The organism is Pseudomonas sp. 008, from assembly GCF_016861935.1.
Lineage (GTDB): Bacteria > Pseudomonadota > Gammaproteobacteria > Pseudomonadales > Pseudomonadaceae > Aquipseudomonas.
Genome location: NZ_BOMA01000009.1, coordinates 78,977 through 95,044 on the forward strand (window position 1 = coordinate 78,977; position 16,068 = coordinate 95,044).

Sequence of the window (16,068 nt, forward strand, 5' to 3'; positions counted from 1 at the left end):
CTCTGCGAATCTTCAGTACTTATAGATCAGGAGCACACCGGTGCCTGTCGTTTTTGTCGCCGCTTCCAAGCTGCCAACGCCTTTTGCGCAATTCACCATGCACGGTTTCCTCGATGAGGAAAACGGGCGCGAGCACGTGGTGCTGAGCCTGGGTGAGATCGCCGACGGTGCTCCGGTACTCGGCCGGTTGCACTCCGAATGCCTGACCGGCGATGCCTTGTTCAGCCAGCGTTGCGACTGCGGTTCGCAACTCGAGGCGGCGTTGCAGGCGATCGCCCGTGAAGGCCGTGGCGTATTGCTCTACTTGCGTCAGGAAGGTCGCGGCATTGGCCTGCTGAACAAGATCCGCGCCTATGAATTGCAGGACGGCGGTGCTGACACCGTTGAAGCCAACGAACGTCTGGGCTTCGCCGCCGACCAGCGCGACTACGCCATGTGCCTGCCGATGCTGGAGCACCTGGGCGTGAAGTCCCTGCGTCTGATGACCAACAACCCACGCAAGGTCAAAGCCTTGACCGACATGGGCATCGTGGTTGCCGAGCGCGTGCCGTTGCACACCGGGCACAACCCGCACAACAAACTCTACCTGGCCACCAAGGCCAGCAAGCTCGACCACATGATGGGCAACGAGCATCAGGGCGAGGTTGACCGGGCGTGACCCGCGGTCAGGTACGGCGACGACTGGCCGTCAACTGGTGGCAATATCTGGCGTTGGCCTTGCTGCCGCTGTTCGTGGTCAATGGCTTATTCGGCCAAAGCGAGGCGATTCTGCCGGTGCTGGCCATGCCGTTTTTCATTGCCGGTGTGGCGTCGATGTTTGTCAGCCTGAAGTTCTTTGGCGGTTACAAACATGCGCTGATCGCGACCCAAAAAGCCCTCGACACCCCTGAAGAACCCGCCGCCTGGATCGCCCTGGCCGCGAAACGCCGTGCTGCGTTTCTGGTCGCTGGCCTGCCCGCCTGGATCGGCGCACTGGCAGTCTTCGTTGGTCTGGAAGCCGTGCCGCTGATGCTGCTGGCATTGTCGACGGCGGTGCTGTTCTACCTCTACCGTATCCCGCGTCAACTCGGCTGATGCGCTGTGTCTGGCTGGCAGTCCTGTTGCTGGCCATCGGTGGTCCGGCCGCTGCGGCCGAGCGGGTTGTCAGCCTGGCACCGTCGCTTTCCGAAATCGTGATTGAACTGAATTCGGCTGACCTGCTGGTCGGAGTGCTGGATGCCGGTGAGCGTCCGGTGGAGCTCAAAGATATTCCTTCGGTGGGCCGCTACGGTCAGTTGGACATCGAACGGTTGCTCAGCCTCAAACCCGATTTACTGCTGCTCTGGCCGGGCAGTGTGGGGCCGGCTCAGCGTGAACAGCTCAAACGGCTGAACATTCCCACCTACGTCGCCGAACCTCATAACTTCGAACAACTCACTGTGCAGATCGAAGCGATAGCCACGCAACTCGGGCGAGCGGAGCGGGGCGTTGCATTGGCCGAAAAACTGCGTCAGCGACTCGATTCCTTGCGCCAGCGCTATCGAAGGGAGGAGCCGCTGCGGGTGTTTTATCAAGTCTGGGATCGGCCGCTGTACACCGTGGGCGGAAGGCAGATCATCAGCGATGCGCTACAGGTTTGCGGGGCGCGCAATGTGTTTGCCGACCTGCCACAGCCTGCACCGCAGGTCAGTGTTGAGGCGGTGTTGCAGCGCAATCCCGAGTTGATTCTGGCCAGCGATCAGGCGCAGCTCGAGGCGTGGAAGGCTTGGCCCCAGGTGACGGCGGTGGCGCAGGGGCAATTGCTGTTGGTGACGGATAAAGGCCTGGAACGGCCGAGTGGGCAGATGATCGAAGCGACGGCCAAGCTCTGTCAGTTGATCGCACCCGATCTTTAACCTGTGGCGAGGGAGCTTGCTCCCTCGCCACAGGGTTTTGCATGTAGCCAGAGGATCAGATATTCAGCAATTGCAGGCGCTGACGCACCGCCTCTTCGATCCCGGCTTCATCCAGCCCGCATTCGGCGAGCATTTGCGCAGGCTTGGCGTGTTCGACGTAGATGTCTGGCAAGCCCAGGTGCAGCACCGACTTGAGGATGTTCTCGCGGGCGAGGAATTCGCTGACCGCGCCACCGGCGCCGCCCATGATCGCGTTCTCTTCGACGGTCACCAGCAATTGGTGACTGCCGGCGATTTCGCGAACCAGTGCTTCGTCGAGCGGTTTGACGAAGCGCATGTCGACCACCGTTGCATCCAGCTTCTCAGCGACTTTCAGTGCCTCGGCCAGTTGTACGCCGAACACCAGCAGGGCGACTTTGTTGCCCTGACGGCGAACCACACCCTTGCCGATCTCAATCGGTTCGAGGTTTTTCTCGATCGGCGCATTCGGGCCGGTGCCACGCGGGTAACGCACCGCCGCCGGGCCGTTGTACAGGTGGCCGGTGCTGAGCATTTTGCGCAGTTCGTTTTCGTCGCTCGGGGTCATCACCAGCATGCCGGGGATGCAACGCAGGAACGACAGGTCGAAGCTGCCTGCGTGCGTCGGGCCGTCTTCGCCCACCAGACCGGCGCGGTCGATGGCGAACAGTACGTCGAGGTTTTGCACCGCGACGTCATGAATCAGCTGGTCGTAACCGCGTTGCAGGAAGGTCGAATAGATCGCCACCACCGGTTTGGCGCCTTCACAGGCCATGCCGGCTGCCAGGGTCACGGCGTGTTGCTCGGCAATCGCCACGTCGAAATAGCGCGTCGGGAAGCGTTCACTGAAGGCCACCAGATCGGAGCCTTCCTTCATCGCCGGGGTGATCCCGACCAGACGCGGATCAGCCGCCGCCATGTCGCACAGCCACTCACCGAACACACCGGAATATTTCGGCCCGCTGGCTTTTTTCGGCGCGGCGGCCGGAGCGTCCAGCGGTTCGAGTTTGGTGATGGCGTGGTAACCGATCGGGTCGACTTCCGCCGGGGCGAAACCTTTGCCTTTCTTGGTGACCACGTGCAGGAATTGCGGGCCTTTCAGATCGCGCATGTTGCGCAGGGTGGCGATCAGGGTCGGCAGGTCGTGGCCATCGATCGGGCCGATGTAGTTCCAGCCCAGCTCTTCGAACAGCGTGCCGGGGACCAGCATGCCTTTGGCGTATTCTTCGGTGCGACGGGCGATTTCCCAGGCGCCGGGCAGGCGCGACAGGACCTTTTTGCTGCCTTCGCGCATGCTCGCGTAAGTGCGGCTGGAAAGGATTTTCGCCAGATAGTTCGACAACCCACCGACGTTGCGCGAGATCGACATGTCGTTGTCGTTGAGGATCACCAGCATGTTGGCGTCCACTTCCGGCGCGTGGTTCAGCGCCTCGAAGGCCATGCCAGCGGTCAGTGCACCGTCGCCGATCACCGCGATCGCCTTGCGATCACTGTGTTGCAGACGGGCGGCAATCGCCATGCCCAGCGCTGCGCTGATCGAGGTGCTGGAGTGGCCGACGCCAAAGGTGTCGTACTCGCTCTCGGAGCGACGCGGGAAGGCGGCGATGCCATCCTTCTGGCGCAGGGTGCTCATGCGCGCGCGACGATCGGTGAGGATTTTGTGCGGATAGGCCTGATGACCCACGTCCCACACCAGCCGGTCGTCCGGGGTGTCGAAGACGTAATGCAACGCGATGGTCAGCTCGATCACGCCCAGGCCGGCACCGAAATGCCCACCGGTCTGGCCGACCGTGTAGAGCAATTCCAGGCGCAACTCATCAGCCAGGGTTTCCAGCTCGGCTTCGCCTAACCGGCGCAGGCCGTCCGGCGTGTTGGCACGGTCGAGCAGGGGCGTGGTCGGGCGCTTACGGGGAATCTCATGAAACGTCGTGGGCATCAGGCGAATCGTTATAGGTATAAAAGATGCGGCAGTTTACCTGATGCATCGCCCCCTGCCCACGCGTTGGTCTTTTTTGGCGGATACGCCGTCAGTTGCGGCGGTCAACGATGTACCGGGCCAGATCGCGCAAGGGCTCTGCTGCCGCGTCAAACGGTCGCAGCGCGTGCAGGGCCTGGTCGCGCAGTTCCAGAGCATAGGCCTTGGCCGCGTCGAGACCGAGCAGCGCCGGGTAGGTCGGCTTGTCCCGGGCGATGTCGGCGCCCTGGCGTTTACCGAGGGTGGCGGTGTCACTTTCGACGTCGAGAATGTCGTCCTGGACCTGAAATGCCAGGCCGATCGCCTGTGCATAACTTTGCAGCGACTTCAGTTCGTCCTTCTCGGCATGACCGCTGGCCAGGGCGCCGAGTTTGACGCTGACTTCGATCAACGCGCCGGTCTTGTGCCGATGCATGTACTCAAGGGCTTTTTGATCAAGCTTCAGACCCACCGAGCCAAGATCGATGGCTTGCCCGCCGACCATGCCCGCCGGACCTGCCGCCAGCGCCAGGGCGCTGACCATCTGCAGACGGGTTTCGGCGTCTGACGCACTCAGGCGCGGGTCGAGCAGGGCGCTGAAGGCCAGGCTCTGCAAACCGTCGCCGGCGAGAATTGCGCAGGCTTCGTCGAATTTCTTGTGGGTGGTCGGCTGGCCGCGACGCAGGTCGTCATCGTCCATGGCCGGCAAATCGTCGTGCACCAGCGAATAGGCATGGATCAGCTCAACCGCGCAGGCTGCGCCGTTGGCTTGCTCGGCCTTGCCGCCCAGCGCTTCACACGCGGCGTAGGCCAGCAGCGGACGTACACGCTTGCCGCCATTCATCACGCTGTAGCGCATGGCTTCATAGAGGCGGGCGAGCTCAGGGCTCGGCGGGTTGAACAGGGTTTCCAGTGCTGCATTGACGCGGGCCTGGCTGGCTGCCGAATACGCTGCAATCATTCTGGCTGATCCGCGTCGAAGGGTTCCTCGGCCAACTCGCCATCACGCTCGAGCAGCACTTGAACCTTCTGCTCGGCCTGGGCCAGCGCCGCCTGGCAGTCACGGGTCAGCCCGATGCCCTGCTCGAAAGCGGTCAGCGAGTCTTCCAGCGACAATTCACCGTTCTCCAGACGCTCTACCAGCGTTTGCAGGTCAGCGAGGGATTGTTCGAAATCCAGTGCAGCTTTTTTGCGGGCCATGGCGGCTATTTCCGGTTGACGTTAAACCGGCGCGACACTAGCAGACATGGGGGGTATGGGCAAATGAGCGGGCCATTTGGAGCAGCAGTTCCGGGGTGACAACACACCTTGTGGCGAGGGGGCTTGTCCCCGTTCGGCTGCGCAGCAGTCGCGAACCTCTGGACACGGTAGGCCTGAATAAACGCGATGTATGGTTTTGGGGCCGCTTCGCTACCCAGCGGGAGCAAGCTCCCTCGCCACAGATGTATGTCGTCTATATAGGTTGTGTGGATTATTCGGCTCACTTTATGAGCCGAATAAGATCGCTATTCGGCTCACGCCCAACAAACACCGTGATTCTCACCGCAAATATAGATGTATCTGATTGTTAAAAAACTGCCGAATGGCTAATCTTCGCGCCTTCAACGACCCTATATTCAGGGTCATTCTGACGAAACACAGTTTTTTTGATCTGTAACGCGCCGAGGATCAGGCGCAGGGTTTCGTTATGCATGGCAGGAGGCGTCACATGCGTTGGGTTCTTTCACTGCTGATTACGCTGGTTTGCGCTCAAGTTGCGCGGGCCGAGCCCACGGCCGAGCTATCGGAACCGGTGGGTGGTTGGCGCTATCACGGCTTGCTGGACCGCAGTGAAAACCCTCGCGTCGCCTATCCCACACCGCCCATCGACCGTGGCGTGCAGCGCAATCGCACAATGATCGAAGGCCAGCTCAAGGCCCTCGGCACGCTCCGTCCGCCCCACAGCCTGGCGGTCAACGGCAATCCCCTGAATCTGTACACCGACGATCAAGGGCGTTTTGCCCGCCCGTATGCGTTCGGCGCCGGTTCCAACAGCGTCGAAGTGCGCAGTTCCGAGGGCAAGTCGCTCAAGCGCGTTCAATTCTATGAAGCCAATAACCTGCGCACCCCGGCGCGGATTCGCGTGGTGCTGGGCTGGGACGATCCCAAGGCCGAACTCGACCTGCACATCATTACCCCCGACGGCCAGCACGCGTTCTGGGCCAGTCCGGCGATGAGCAACGGCGGTGGGCTGGACCCGGACGGGGTCGATGGCCCCGGTCCGGAAATGTTCACCATGACTGCGCCGATGCACGGCACCTATCTGGTTTACGTGAACTATTGGGGCAACTACGGCAGCGGCGGCTATAACTTCGATGAGAACAGCAACCAGAACGAGGTGATCACCTCGCAAATCAATCTGGTGCTCAATGAAAACACCGTCGACGAAAAACGCGAGACGTTCATCGTGCCCTTGCGGGCAATCGGCGACCTGCTGCTGGTCAAGACTTTCAACTATTAAACATCCCGCACCACGGATGAAATCGGGTTTTGTGAACATGAGCGATAACACTGTGACTCCGGCCGCCGACGTACCAGCAGCCAAAACTCCACGTCGTTGGCCAGCGCTAGTGATCGGGCTGTGCCTGGCGGCAGGCGTAGCGGGCGGGTTAGGCTGGTTCCTGCACAAACCCAAGGCTCCGCCTGCGCAGTTGGCCAGCGACAAACTGGGCATGAGCCGCCCGGACGGTCTGCTCGAAACCCATTCCCTGAGCCAGTTGCCCAAGGATCTGCTGGCCGTGCCGTTCCTCAAGGAAACCCTGACCGAAGATTTCGTCTTCTATTACGAAGCTCACGCCGACCGTCTCGGTTTGATTGGCAGCCTGCGGCGGATCATTTACGAGCATGACCTGAAGTTGCAGGACAGCCTGATCGAGCAGCTCTTCGACCAACCGGCGGATGTGGCGCTGTGGCGCGGGGCGGATGGGCGTCTCAAGGATTTCCTGTTGGTGATGGATCGCGGCGGTCTGGCCAAGGTGCTGGAGCCGTTGGCGAAAGTGGCGCTGGATGATTCGCAGCTGAGCAAGCTCGGCGAAGTGAAAGTCGGCGCCGACGCCGTCACCCTCTATCAGCTCAACTACAACGCCAGCAAGGCGTTGGTGTTCGCTTCCCATGGCGACAAATTGGTGGTGCTGTCCAATCCGGCCAAACTCTACGACCCGGATAACGGGGCTTTGGAGGAAACTGGCGGCGTTTCGACCAAGGCGATCGCCGCCTTGCTCAACGGCGACAAACTGTTCCCCGAAGCCTTCGGCCTGCCGCCGCGTGCGCCCGAGGTAAAACAACGCCTCTCGGTCAACTCCAGCGTGTTGGCCATGGGTTATCAGCGCTTCATCCCGAACTTTGCCGGCCTGCGTTTCGACATGGACGACAAGGGCTGGCACAGCTTCCTCGCCATGGACGAACTGGACAACCAACCGGACTTCGACTTCAAACCGATCTGGCAAGCCATGCCGATGGGCGCCAGCGCTTGCGTAGCCTTGCCACTGGCCGCCGAACAACAGAAACCGCTGCTGGTGAAACTCGGCGCCGAAGAATCCGTGGCCCAGGCCCTGACTGAACACATGGCCGGTGCCGCCGGCCTGTGCTGGTATGCCGACTCGCGGCTGTACACGCCGCTGCTGGTGGCCAGCCTGAATGACGATGACAGCGCCAAACTTGATGGTGACTTGGGCAACCTGTTCGGCTCGATGGTCGGTGCCTACGAAGGCAATGTTGCCGAGCACGCATTCCCGGTGGTCGAAAAACAGGACGGTAAAACCCATCAGTGGCAGCGCCAGGTCAGCTCCAACTTCGGCCCCTACAAAGCCAAGGATGCCGAGCAGCCAGACGCGATCACCGGCAAAGCTTTCATGCGCGTAAGTCTCGCGCGCCACGGTTCGACGCTGTTGTTCTCCCTCGACGACAAACTCGTCGACAAAGCGCTGGGCACTCTCGACAAACGCTTCCCGCCGCTGGCTGATGTGCTGCCGAAAGACCTGCTGATGCCGATCTATTTCGGCCCCGATTCCATGGCGCAACTGATACAGCAGGAAACCCTCGACAGCCTGCCGCAGGACATGGAGCCGGTGTTCTACAACGCCGCGCAAACCTACCTGATCCCGAAACTGCGCACCCTCGGCGGCTATGGCAAATACGCCCTGACCTTGCCCAAAGGCAGCGAGCCCGACGGCCACTGGCAATGGCTGCCGCTGGAGTGGAAAGCTCTGTGACCGCACTCATCCGAGGCCTCGGCTTGCTGGCGTTGCTGCTGGGGACCCGCACATTCGCCAGCGAAGCCGCCGCGCTCGACCCGCAGCAATCCCAGGTATTCCGCGCCTGGTTCGTGCGCATCGCCCAGGAACAATTGACCCAAGGCCCGAGCCCGCGCTGGTATCAGCAGGACTGCGCCGGGCTGGTGCGATTTGCCGCCAACGAAGCGCTGAAAGTCCATGACGACAAATGGCTGCGCAGCAATGGCCTGTCCAACCGCTACCTGCCGCCGGAGTTGCAACTGAGTGACGCCCAGCGCGGCCTCGCCCAGCAATGGCAGCAGGGCGGCGGCAAGGTCGGGCCCTACGTCAACGCGATCAAACTGATTCAGTTCAACAGCCATCTGGTCGGCCGCGATCTGGCCCAGGCCCGGCCCGGCGATTTGATGTTTTTCGATCAGGGCGACGACCAGCACCTGATGATCTGGATGGGCCGCTTCATTGCCTATCACACCGGCACCACTACCCCCACCGACAACGGCATGCGCTCCGCAAGCCTGCAGCAACTCATGACATGGAAGGACACCCGATGGATACCCGACGCAGCCAACCCCAACTTCATCGGCGTCTATCGACTGAACTTTCTCTCCCAATGATCGGTGCCCGCATGCTGCGCATTTGCTCAAAACTGCCTCTTTTGCTTGCGTTGGTTCTGCCGCTGTCGGCAGTCAACGCCGAAGACACCGTCGAGCCGAGCGGCTATACGCCGGTGGCCGGTGAAAGCTTTTTCCTGTTGGCCGACAGCAGTTTCGCCAGCGACGAACAGGCGGTGGTACGCCTCGAAGCGCCGGGTCGTGACTATCGCCGGTTCCGTATGGAGCCTTACGGCGGTGCGGACATTCGGGTGTATCGCATCGACAAGCCGCTGGATTTCCTCAAGCGCCAGAAGAACCTGCACCGTGTGGTCAGCGACGGCCAGTTCAAGGGCGAAGGCCTGTCGAACACCCTCGCGTACCTGTGGGACAACTGGTACCGCAAATCCCGTCGGGTGATGCAGCGGGCGTTTTCCTACGAGTCGCGTAAACAAGTCACCGAGGAAGTGCCGGAACTGAAGATGGGCACCGCCATCGCCGCGCCAACGCCCTACGACGCACAGCCGCAATTCGCGTTGATTCCGGGTCTGCCGGTGGTCAGCCAATTCCGTTATCCGCTATGGCAAGCCAAACCGATCCAGCCGCCTGAAGGTGTGAAACTGGTTGGTTCTTCCAGTGAGTTCGTCAGCGTCTCGCCGGGCAACGTTTATATCCCGTTGGGCAACCTGAAACCGGGCCTGTACCTGGTGGAAGCGCTGATCGGCAAGTACCGCGCGACCACCATGGTGTTCGTCTCCAATACCGTGGCCGTGAGCAAGATTGCCGGTGATGAATTGCTGGTATGGGCCGCGCGCAAACATGAAGGCAGTTCGGTGCCGAAGGTTAATGTGCTGTGGACCGATGGCCTGGGCGTGATGAGCAGTGGCGCGACCGATGCCGATGGTTTGCTGCGCCTGAAACACGTCAGCCCGGAGCGTTCGTTCGTGATCGGCGAGGACGAAGAGGGCGGGGTGTTCGTCTCCGAGAACTTCTACTACGACAGCGAAATCTACGACACCAAACTCTATGCGTTTACCGATCGGCCGCTGTACCGGCCGGGTGATTGGGTGTCGTTGAAAATCGTCGGTCGCGAGTTCAAGAATGCCCGGGATTCCGTGGCGCCGACCGCTGCCGATGTCAATGTGACGGTGCTCGATGCCACCGGTACTGCGCTGCAATCGTTGGCGTTGAAGCTCGATTCCAAGGCCGGTACTCAGGGCCGTTTCCAGTTGCCGGACAATGCGGTGGCAGGTGGTTATGAGCTGCGTTTCAGCTACAAGGATCAGGCCTACAGCAGTGCCTTCCGCGTGGCTGAGTACATCAAGCCGCACTTCGAGATCTCCCTGAACCTGGCCAAGCAGGATTACCGCACCGGCGAACCGGTCAAGGGCAGTCTGGTGTTGTTGTACCCGGACGGTAAACCAGTGGCCGACGCCAAGGTGAGCCTGAGCCTGCGCGCCCAACAACTGTCGATGGTCGATAACGAACTGCAATACCTGGGGCAATTCCCGGTGGAGCTGACCAGCGCCGAACTGACCACCGACGCCAAGGGCAACGCGACGCTTGACCTGCCCGCCGCCGAGAAACCGAGCCGCTACATGCTCACCGTATTCGCCAGCGATGGTGCGGCGTATCGGGTCAAGACCACCAAGGAAATCCTCATCGACCGTGGTGCCGCCAGTTTCCGCCTGAGCGCGCCGCAACGGTTCAGCGCGGTGGGCGGCAAGGTTGCCTTCAGCTATGCCAACGAAGGTGGCAGCGAGCAAAGCAAAGCAGTCAACCCGAGCAGCTACAGCTGGGTGCGACTCGAAGATCAGACCACTGGCGAAGGTAAACTCGCCGCCAAAGACAAAGGCTTCACCCTGGCCTTCGACCGTCCGGGTACTTACAACCTGACGTTGAAGGATGATCATGGCCGCGTGCTTGGTGCGACCGGCCATTCGGTCACCGGCGATGGCGTCAAAGCGGTGCCCGGCACCGTGGAAATCGTCCTCGACAAACCCGAGTACAAGGCCGGCGACGAAGCCCTCGCATTGATCACTTTCCCCGAGCCGGTCAGCGATGCGTTGTTGTCGCTGGAGCGCGACAAGGTCGAGGCCACGGCGTTGCTGTCCAAGGGCGCCGACTGGCTGAAGATGGAAAAACTCAGCGACACCCAATACCGCGCGCGCATCGCGGTGAAGGACAACTTCGCGCCGAACCTGACGTTCTCCGTGCTCTATACCAAGGGCGGTCAGTACAGCTTCCAGAACGCCGGTATCAAGGTGGTCGCGCCACAGATCGATGTGGCGATCACTACCGACAAAGAGGCGTATCAGCCCGGCGATACCGTGTCCGTGGACCTCACCACCCAGTTCGCCGGCAAGCCGATTCCGGCTCACCTGACGGTCAGCGTGGTCGACGAAATGATCTACGCGCTGCAGCCGGAAGTGGCGCCGACCATCGACCAGTTCTTCTACCACCCGCGCCGCAACAACGTGCGCACCAGCGCCAGTTTGTCGTTCATCAGCTACGACGTGGCACTGCCGGGCAGCCCGGGCGCGCCGGGCAAAGCCAACCGCAGCGAGCGTGGGGTGAAAGTGTTGGAGCGGCCGCGTCGTGAAGACGTCGACACCGCCGCGTGGCAGCCGGAATTGATCACCGACGCCAACGGCAAAACCCGCTTCACCTTCAAGATGCCGGACTCCTTGACTCGCTGGCGCATCACCGCCCGCGCCATCGCCGATGACGGTCAGGTCGGGCAGAAGAAGCAATTCGTGCGCTCGGAAAAACCGCTGTACCTGAAGTGGAGCGGCCCGACCAAATTCCGTAACGGCGACAAACCGGATCTTGGCGTATTCGCTTTCAGTCAGGCCGAGAAACCGGTCAAGGCTGAGCTGGTGATTCATTACGCGGGTGCCGAGCAACGTGTGCCGGTCACACTGAACAACGGCGTCAACTACGTCCCATTGCCGGCGTTCACATTGGCCAATGGCGATTGGACCGCCGAGCTGGTGCAGGATGGCAAAACCGCTGACGCCTTGGCCGTACGCCTGACCGCGACTGGCGAAGGCTGGCAGGTGACCCAGAGCCAAAGCCTGGACGCGCTCAGCGGCGACACGCCGTTGGCTTTGCCGGCGGACGCCACGGATATTCGCCTGCGTCTGGATGACAGCCCGCAAGCAGTGTTCCGTTCAGCCCTCGATGATCTGCTGAGCTATCCGTATGGCGGCGTCGAACAAACCGCCAGCCGTCTGCTGCCGCTGAGCATCGCCTATCCAACGCTGTCGTCGAACCCGCAGATCCGTGATCGCTTGCGTTTGATCATGCAGAACAGCCGCCTGCGTCTGGTGCAAATGGCCGGGCCGTCGGCGTGCTTCACTTGGTGGGGCTTTGACGGCGAGCCGGATGCGTTCCTCACCGCTTACGCCTATTACGCCGACTGGCACGCCAGCAAAGTGCTGGAACTGAGCCTGCCGCCGGAGCACTGGCAGCGGGTGTTGGAGGTCTACGCGAAACAGGCGCAGAACACGCCGCTGTTGCAGCGGGCGTTGATTCTGTCGTTTGCCAAACAGATGCAATTGCCGGTGAACACGCTGCTCAGCGGTTTGATCGACGACCTGGTGAAAGCCGGCGAAGGCAATGCCGCGAGCGTGATGGACGATGGCGCAGAGAGCCTGGTCATGAACGATCCGGATTCGGCCTTGGGGCTGGCCAGTGCTCGGGTGTTGACCGCGTCTTTGGCGCGTCAGGCCAAGGTCAATCTGCCGCCGGCGTTCAGTCGTCAAGTGGATGCTGCGCAACAGCAAGTGGCCGCCAGCGCTCAACCGTTTGTCGAAGCCCTGAACCTGTCGCTGCAGACTTTCGATCAGGCTCATGCGCAAGCGTTGTTGCAACGCCTGTTGCCACAGCAATCGACCCTGGAACGCGCGTTGGCGCTGACCTGGTTGCAACGCAGCATCGAGCAGGCCTCTCCGACCATCGCATTGGCACCGGGTGAGGGCTGGAAGAAACGTTACAGTGATACCGGTGAGATGTATTGGACGTGGCAGGGCTCTTCGCCAGTGCCGGCGGCATTGTCGCTGACCGGAACGCAAGAGCGCCCGCTACGCGCCGTGTTGAGCTTCCAGACCAAACAACCGGCAATCGATCCGATGGCTGTGACCATCACCCGTCGCCTGTCGCGTCTGGTGCCGGGTGATGAAGCGTTCGAATTCAAACTCGAAGCAGTCGGCACCAAGCCGTTGTCCAGCGACAGCCTGTACCTGGACGAAGTGATCATCACCAGCAAAGCGGCGAAACCGCTGCGCTACGGCATGCTCGAAGTGCCGCTGCCACCGGGTGCGGACGTCGAGCGCACCACGTGGGGCATCAAGCTGATGGGCAAGGCCGGCACCGAGCCGACCGCGCTGGAGAAGGCCCGTTTCGAGCCGGGGCAAATGGCCTATGCGGTGCCAGTGGATGCGCTGAGCGGTGAGTTGCGCCTGCGTCATCTGGTGCGCTTCTCGCAAAAAGGCCAGTTCAACCTGCCGCCGGTGCGTTTCACGCAGGTCTACGCGCCACAGCATCAGGCTCAGGAACAGAAACCGGCACTCGGTCAGGTCACGGTCAACTGACATGACCCGGTGTCTGGTCTGGTGGTTGCTGTGTTTGATTCCTGCGCTGGCGACAGCGCAGGACGAGCCGCTGCGCCTGGGTTTCAAGGGTGAGCTGCTTGCGTTGAGCCAGACTCAGGTGATCTCGCGTGAGCCATTGCCTGATGATTTGCAGACGCCGTTGGGCAGCTTGTGGAAGCTGTTTGTCTACGGTTGGCTGGTGGACACCGGCGCGCGCGAGCCCGCTTATGAATGTCGCGGGCAATCGAAGGAAGAAGTTTATTGCTGCACGGCGGGCGGTACGATCGGGCGCGATCAGGCGTTGGTGAAGTCCTGCGGGTTGTACTTTGAGCCTGCACGCCTGGGCATTACCGGCACGCAGTGGCGCGAGTATTGGCAGGCGAAGCAAGCGCCGAAGTGGTTGCTGGACTTGCCGTCGTTGCAACCCCAGACCCGGGTTTCGGTGGCTGAGCTGCTGAAGGTGCTGGCCGTAATGCCCGCGCAGGATCAGGCCCGAAGGGTGTTGCTCGATGTTTTGCTCAATGCCGCGGACGGCAATGTCGTGGGTGAACTCGGTGGTCGGTTGCGGGTGAAAACCTGGAGCTGGCTGGGGGATCAGGATCCTTCGTCGCGCCAAGGCGGATTCGCGGGCTGGACGGTAGACGGCACGCCGATCTGGGCTGGTGGGCGCGGCACCAGTCAGATGGTCTTGCGCACCTATGGGCAGGCGCTGGCGACGGTGCTGCCGTCGTCATGGCCAGCCGAGGCAGGGAAGTGCGTTGAGGTCGGTCTGTTCGCGCGTTATCCACTGAAACGCGTGCTGTCGGGGGATCGCGCTGTAGCGCCCGGCCCTTTGCAAGGCGACTACCGCGTCGAGTTCGCCAACGGCAATCAACTCGATATCCACAGCGACGGCGAGTTGTTCTTGCTCAAAGACAAGCTCGTCGCGCGCCTCGATCGTGAAGAATACGTCGCCCGCGTCCTGCAGCGTGAAGCCAGGCCTGAACCCGTCGAAGCGGCCAAAGCCCTGGCCGTAGCGATCCGCACCTACCTGCTGCAGAACGCCACTCGCAACGGCGACTGCCTGAACATCGATGACAGCAGCAGTCGACAGCGCGTCGCGCCACGTCCGGCCGCCACTGAATCGCGCAACATTGCCTCGTGGACCAGCGATCTGGTTCTCGCCGGCAGCAACGTCACCTATCACTCCGACCAACCGGGGCCGGACAAACTCTCCTGGCAGCAAGCCGTCGAACAAGCCAATGCCGGTCAACGCTACGACGCCATTCTGCTGCATGCCTACCCGCGCGCCAGCCTCAGTCGCTGGGACAACCCGGTCGCCTCCTGCGAAGCGCTGCCCGCCGCGCAAGACTGGCTGCAAAACCAGCGCCGCGGCTGGCGCCAACGACTCGAAAGCGAAGTTGGCTACAACGAAGTCAGCACTTTCGCCGTCTGCCGCCTGGCCTTTGGTCGTCCGTTTGTCGACCGTGAACGCCAGCGCATCTACGTACGCGGCGTGCTGTCGTTGCAAGACCGCCTCGACCTGACCCACGAATACCTGCACCTGGCCTTCGAAGCACACCCTAACGGCCAGGATGAAACCTACATCGAAGGGCTCGCCCGTCACCTCTTGCTGGAATAGGCCATGAAACTCCGTTATCCACAGGTCTTGCTGTTGCTTTGCGCTTTTTGCGTACTGCCAGCGACATTTGCCGCCGTCAAACTTGATACGCCCATTGGCGGCTGGCGTACCGGCGCCCCTGAAGGCGAAGGCGAAAGCTTTCGTCAGACGGTCAATTACCCGGCCTCGTCGGTCAACACCCCGGTGGGCCAGGCCAACACGGCGCGCATTACCGGCCAGATCCAATCCACCCCCAAGAGCAATGAACCCGGCAAGCTGATCGTCAACGGCGTCAGCATGCCGTTGAAAATTGACCCCGCCGGTCGCTTCGACCGCCCGTTCTCATTCCCCAAAGGCAGCAACAGCGTTGAAGTCCGCAGCCCCGATGGCCAACAACGCCACCGCGCGCAGTTCCTCAACGCCAACGGCGGCGCCACCCCAGCCAAATTGCGCGTGCTGCTGGCTTGGGACAGCGACGGCACGGACCTGGACCTGCACCTCATCACCCCCGATGGCGCACACATCTGGTACGGCGACCGTGTCGCGCCCAATGGTGCGGCGCTGGATGTGGACGTGACCACTGGCTACGGCCCGGAAATCTTCGCCATGCCGGCGCCGATCAAGGGGCAATACCTGGTGTACGTGAACTACTACGGTGGTGGGTATCGCAGTGATGACGAAGGGCAGGAGGATGCGGTTCAGCCGCTGACCACCGCGCAAATGACAGTGATTACGGAGGAGGGGACGCCTGATGAAAAGATGGAAACGTTCCTGGTGCCGATGCGGGCGGTGGGGGAGTTGACGTTGGTTAAGGGGTTTAGTTATCCGTGAGGGGAGATCGTCTCGGCACTGCTGAGACCTCTATCCAATCCGTAGCAGCTGCCGAGGCCGCGAGGCTGCGTTCGAGCCGGGGTCGCGCTCGACCGAAGTCCTCGCATATCCGCTGTACACGGTCTTCCTGAAAGAACCGGTTGCCTGATTTTACGACTGCTTCGCAGCCGGACGCAGGCTTCGCCAGCTGCTACAAGGAGTGCGGTGCTTGATGAGGGGGCTGAGGTTGGTTCGAAGGGAGGGCGCGGGATTATTCCGGGCATTAAAAAGCCGGCTTGTGGCCGGCTTCTCGGGGACTGGCTTGGTTTATTTTTGGTAAACCGCGCCAGCCTTCA

12 protein-coding genes are annotated in these 16,068 nt (G+C 61.6%); 9 read left to right on the forward strand and 3 right to left on the reverse strand.

From position 1 onward, the window contains the following. The first annotated feature begins 40 nt into the window (after positions 1–40). From ribA to JUI81_RS19135, 3 genes are read left to right on the forward strand one after another with little or no spacing between them, the layout of a single operon-like run. Complete coding sequence (gene ribA / locus JUI81_RS19125) at positions 41–658, forward strand: GTP cyclohydrolase II (protein ID WP_007933624.1); 618 nt, start codon at positions 41–43, stop codon at positions 656–658. Continuing rightward, on the forward strand, positions 655–1,074 hold the full coding sequence (locus JUI81_RS19130; protein WP_019581376.1) for a hypothetical protein: 420 nt from the start codon (positions 655–657) through the stop codon (positions 1,072–1,074). The genes ribA and JUI81_RS19130 overlap by 4 nt, the downstream gene beginning before the upstream one ends. After that, positions 1,074–1,874, forward strand: a complete 801-nt coding sequence (locus JUI81_RS19135) for a cobalamin-binding protein (protein WP_204124824.1) — start codon at positions 1,074–1,076, stop codon at positions 1,872–1,874. The genes JUI81_RS19130 and JUI81_RS19135 overlap by 1 nt, the downstream gene beginning before the upstream one ends. Before the next feature lie 55 nt (positions 1,875–1,929). On the opposite strand, the gene dxs is transcribed toward JUI81_RS19135, so the two are convergent. From dxs to JUI81_RS19150, 3 genes are all read right to left on the reverse strand, one after another. After that, a complete protein-coding gene (gene dxs / locus JUI81_RS19140; protein WP_204124825.1) occupies positions 1,930–3,828 on the reverse strand; it encodes a 1-deoxy-D-xylulose-5-phosphate synthase in 1,899 nt (632 codons plus the stop codon). Positions 3,829–3,919: 91 nt separating this feature from the next. Then, a complete protein-coding gene (gene ispA, locus JUI81_RS19145; protein WP_019581373.1) occupies positions 3,920–4,807 on the reverse strand; it encodes a (2E,6E)-farnesyl diphosphate synthase in 888 nt (295 codons plus the stop codon). Continuing rightward, on the reverse strand, positions 4,804–5,046 hold the full coding sequence (locus tag JUI81_RS19150) for an exodeoxyribonuclease VII small subunit (protein ID WP_007894317.1): 243 nt from the start codon (positions 5,044–5,046) through the stop codon (positions 4,804–4,806). Before JUI81_RS19150 ends, ispA begins: the two co-directional genes overlap by 4 nt. A gap of 508 nt (positions 5,047–5,554) precedes the next feature. Between JUI81_RS19150 and JUI81_RS19155 the strand changes: the two genes are divergently transcribed. Genes JUI81_RS19155 through JUI81_RS19180 form a run of 6 tightly spaced genes read left to right on the forward strand, consistent with a single transcriptional unit; the run spans position 5,555 to position 15,733 of the window. Continuing rightward, positions 5,555–6,346, forward strand: coding sequence for a YfaP family protein (locus JUI81_RS19155; RefSeq protein ID WP_018925700.1), 792 nt, complete (start codon positions 5,555–5,557; stop codon positions 6,344–6,346). Between the two features lie 37 nt (positions 6,347–6,383). Continuing rightward, positions 6,384–8,096, forward strand: coding sequence for a DUF2138 domain-containing protein (locus JUI81_RS19160; RefSeq protein ID WP_204124826.1), 1,713 nt, complete (start codon positions 6,384–6,386; stop codon positions 8,094–8,096). Beyond that, entirely contained in the window at positions 8,066–8,731 is a 666-nt protein-coding gene (locus JUI81_RS19165; RefSeq protein ID WP_032833720.1) for a DUF1175 family protein, read from the forward strand. Before JUI81_RS19160 ends, JUI81_RS19165 begins: the two co-directional genes overlap by 31 nt. A gap of 11 nt (positions 8,732–8,742) precedes the next feature. After that, on the forward strand, positions 8,743–13,302 hold the full coding sequence (locus JUI81_RS19170; protein ID WP_374707268.1) for an alpha-2-macroglobulin: 4,560 nt from the start codon (positions 8,743–8,745) through the stop codon (positions 13,300–13,302). Between the two features lies 1 nt (position 13,303). Continuing rightward, complete coding sequence (locus tag JUI81_RS19175; RefSeq protein WP_204124828.1) at positions 13,304–14,923, forward strand: DUF2300 domain-containing protein; 1,620 nt, start codon at positions 13,304–13,306, stop codon at positions 14,921–14,923. Between the two features lie 3 nt (positions 14,924–14,926). Beyond that, a complete protein-coding gene (locus JUI81_RS19180) occupies positions 14,927–15,733 on the forward strand; it encodes a YfaP family protein (RefSeq protein WP_204124829.1) in 807 nt (268 codons plus the stop codon). Positions 15,734–16,068 lie beyond the last annotated feature (335 nt).

Bases quoted from the DNA above. Each gene is read 5' to 3' on its own strand.
- JUI81_RS19175 (WP_204124828.1), top strand. From the start codon at position 13,304: ATGACCCGGTGTCTGGTCTGGTGGTTGCTGTGTTTGATTCCTGCGCTG.
- dxs (WP_204124825.1), bottom strand. From the start codon at position 3,828: ATGCCCACGACGTTTCATGAGATTCCCCGTAAGCGCCCGACCACGCCC.
- JUI81_RS19170 (WP_374707268.1), top strand. From the start codon at position 8,743: ATGCTGCGCATTTGCTCAAAACTGCCTCTTTTGCTTGCGTTGGTTCTG.
- JUI81_RS19155 (WP_018925700.1), top strand. From the start codon at position 5,555: ATGCGTTGGGTTCTTTCACTGCTGATTACGCTGGTTTGCGCTCAAGTT.
- ispA (WP_019581373.1), bottom strand. From the start codon at position 4,807: ATGATTGCAGCGTATTCGGCAGCCAGCCAGGCCCGCGTCAATGCAGCA.
- JUI81_RS19135 (WP_204124824.1), top strand. From the start codon at position 1,074: ATGCGCTGTGTCTGGCTGGCAGTCCTGTTGCTGGCCATCGGTGGTCCG.
- JUI81_RS19165 (WP_032833720.1), top strand. From the start codon at position 8,066: ATGGCTGCCGCTGGAGTGGAAAGCTCTGTGACCGCACTCATCCGAGGC.
- JUI81_RS19150 (WP_007894317.1), bottom strand. From the start codon at position 5,046: ATGGCCCGCAAAAAAGCTGCACTGGATTTCGAACAATCCCTCGCTGAC.
- JUI81_RS19160 (WP_204124826.1), top strand. From the start codon at position 6,384: ATGAGCGATAACACTGTGACTCCGGCCGCCGACGTACCAGCAGCCAAA.
- JUI81_RS19180 (WP_204124829.1), top strand. From the start codon at position 14,927: ATGAAACTCCGTTATCCACAGGTCTTGCTGTTGCTTTGCGCTTTTTGC.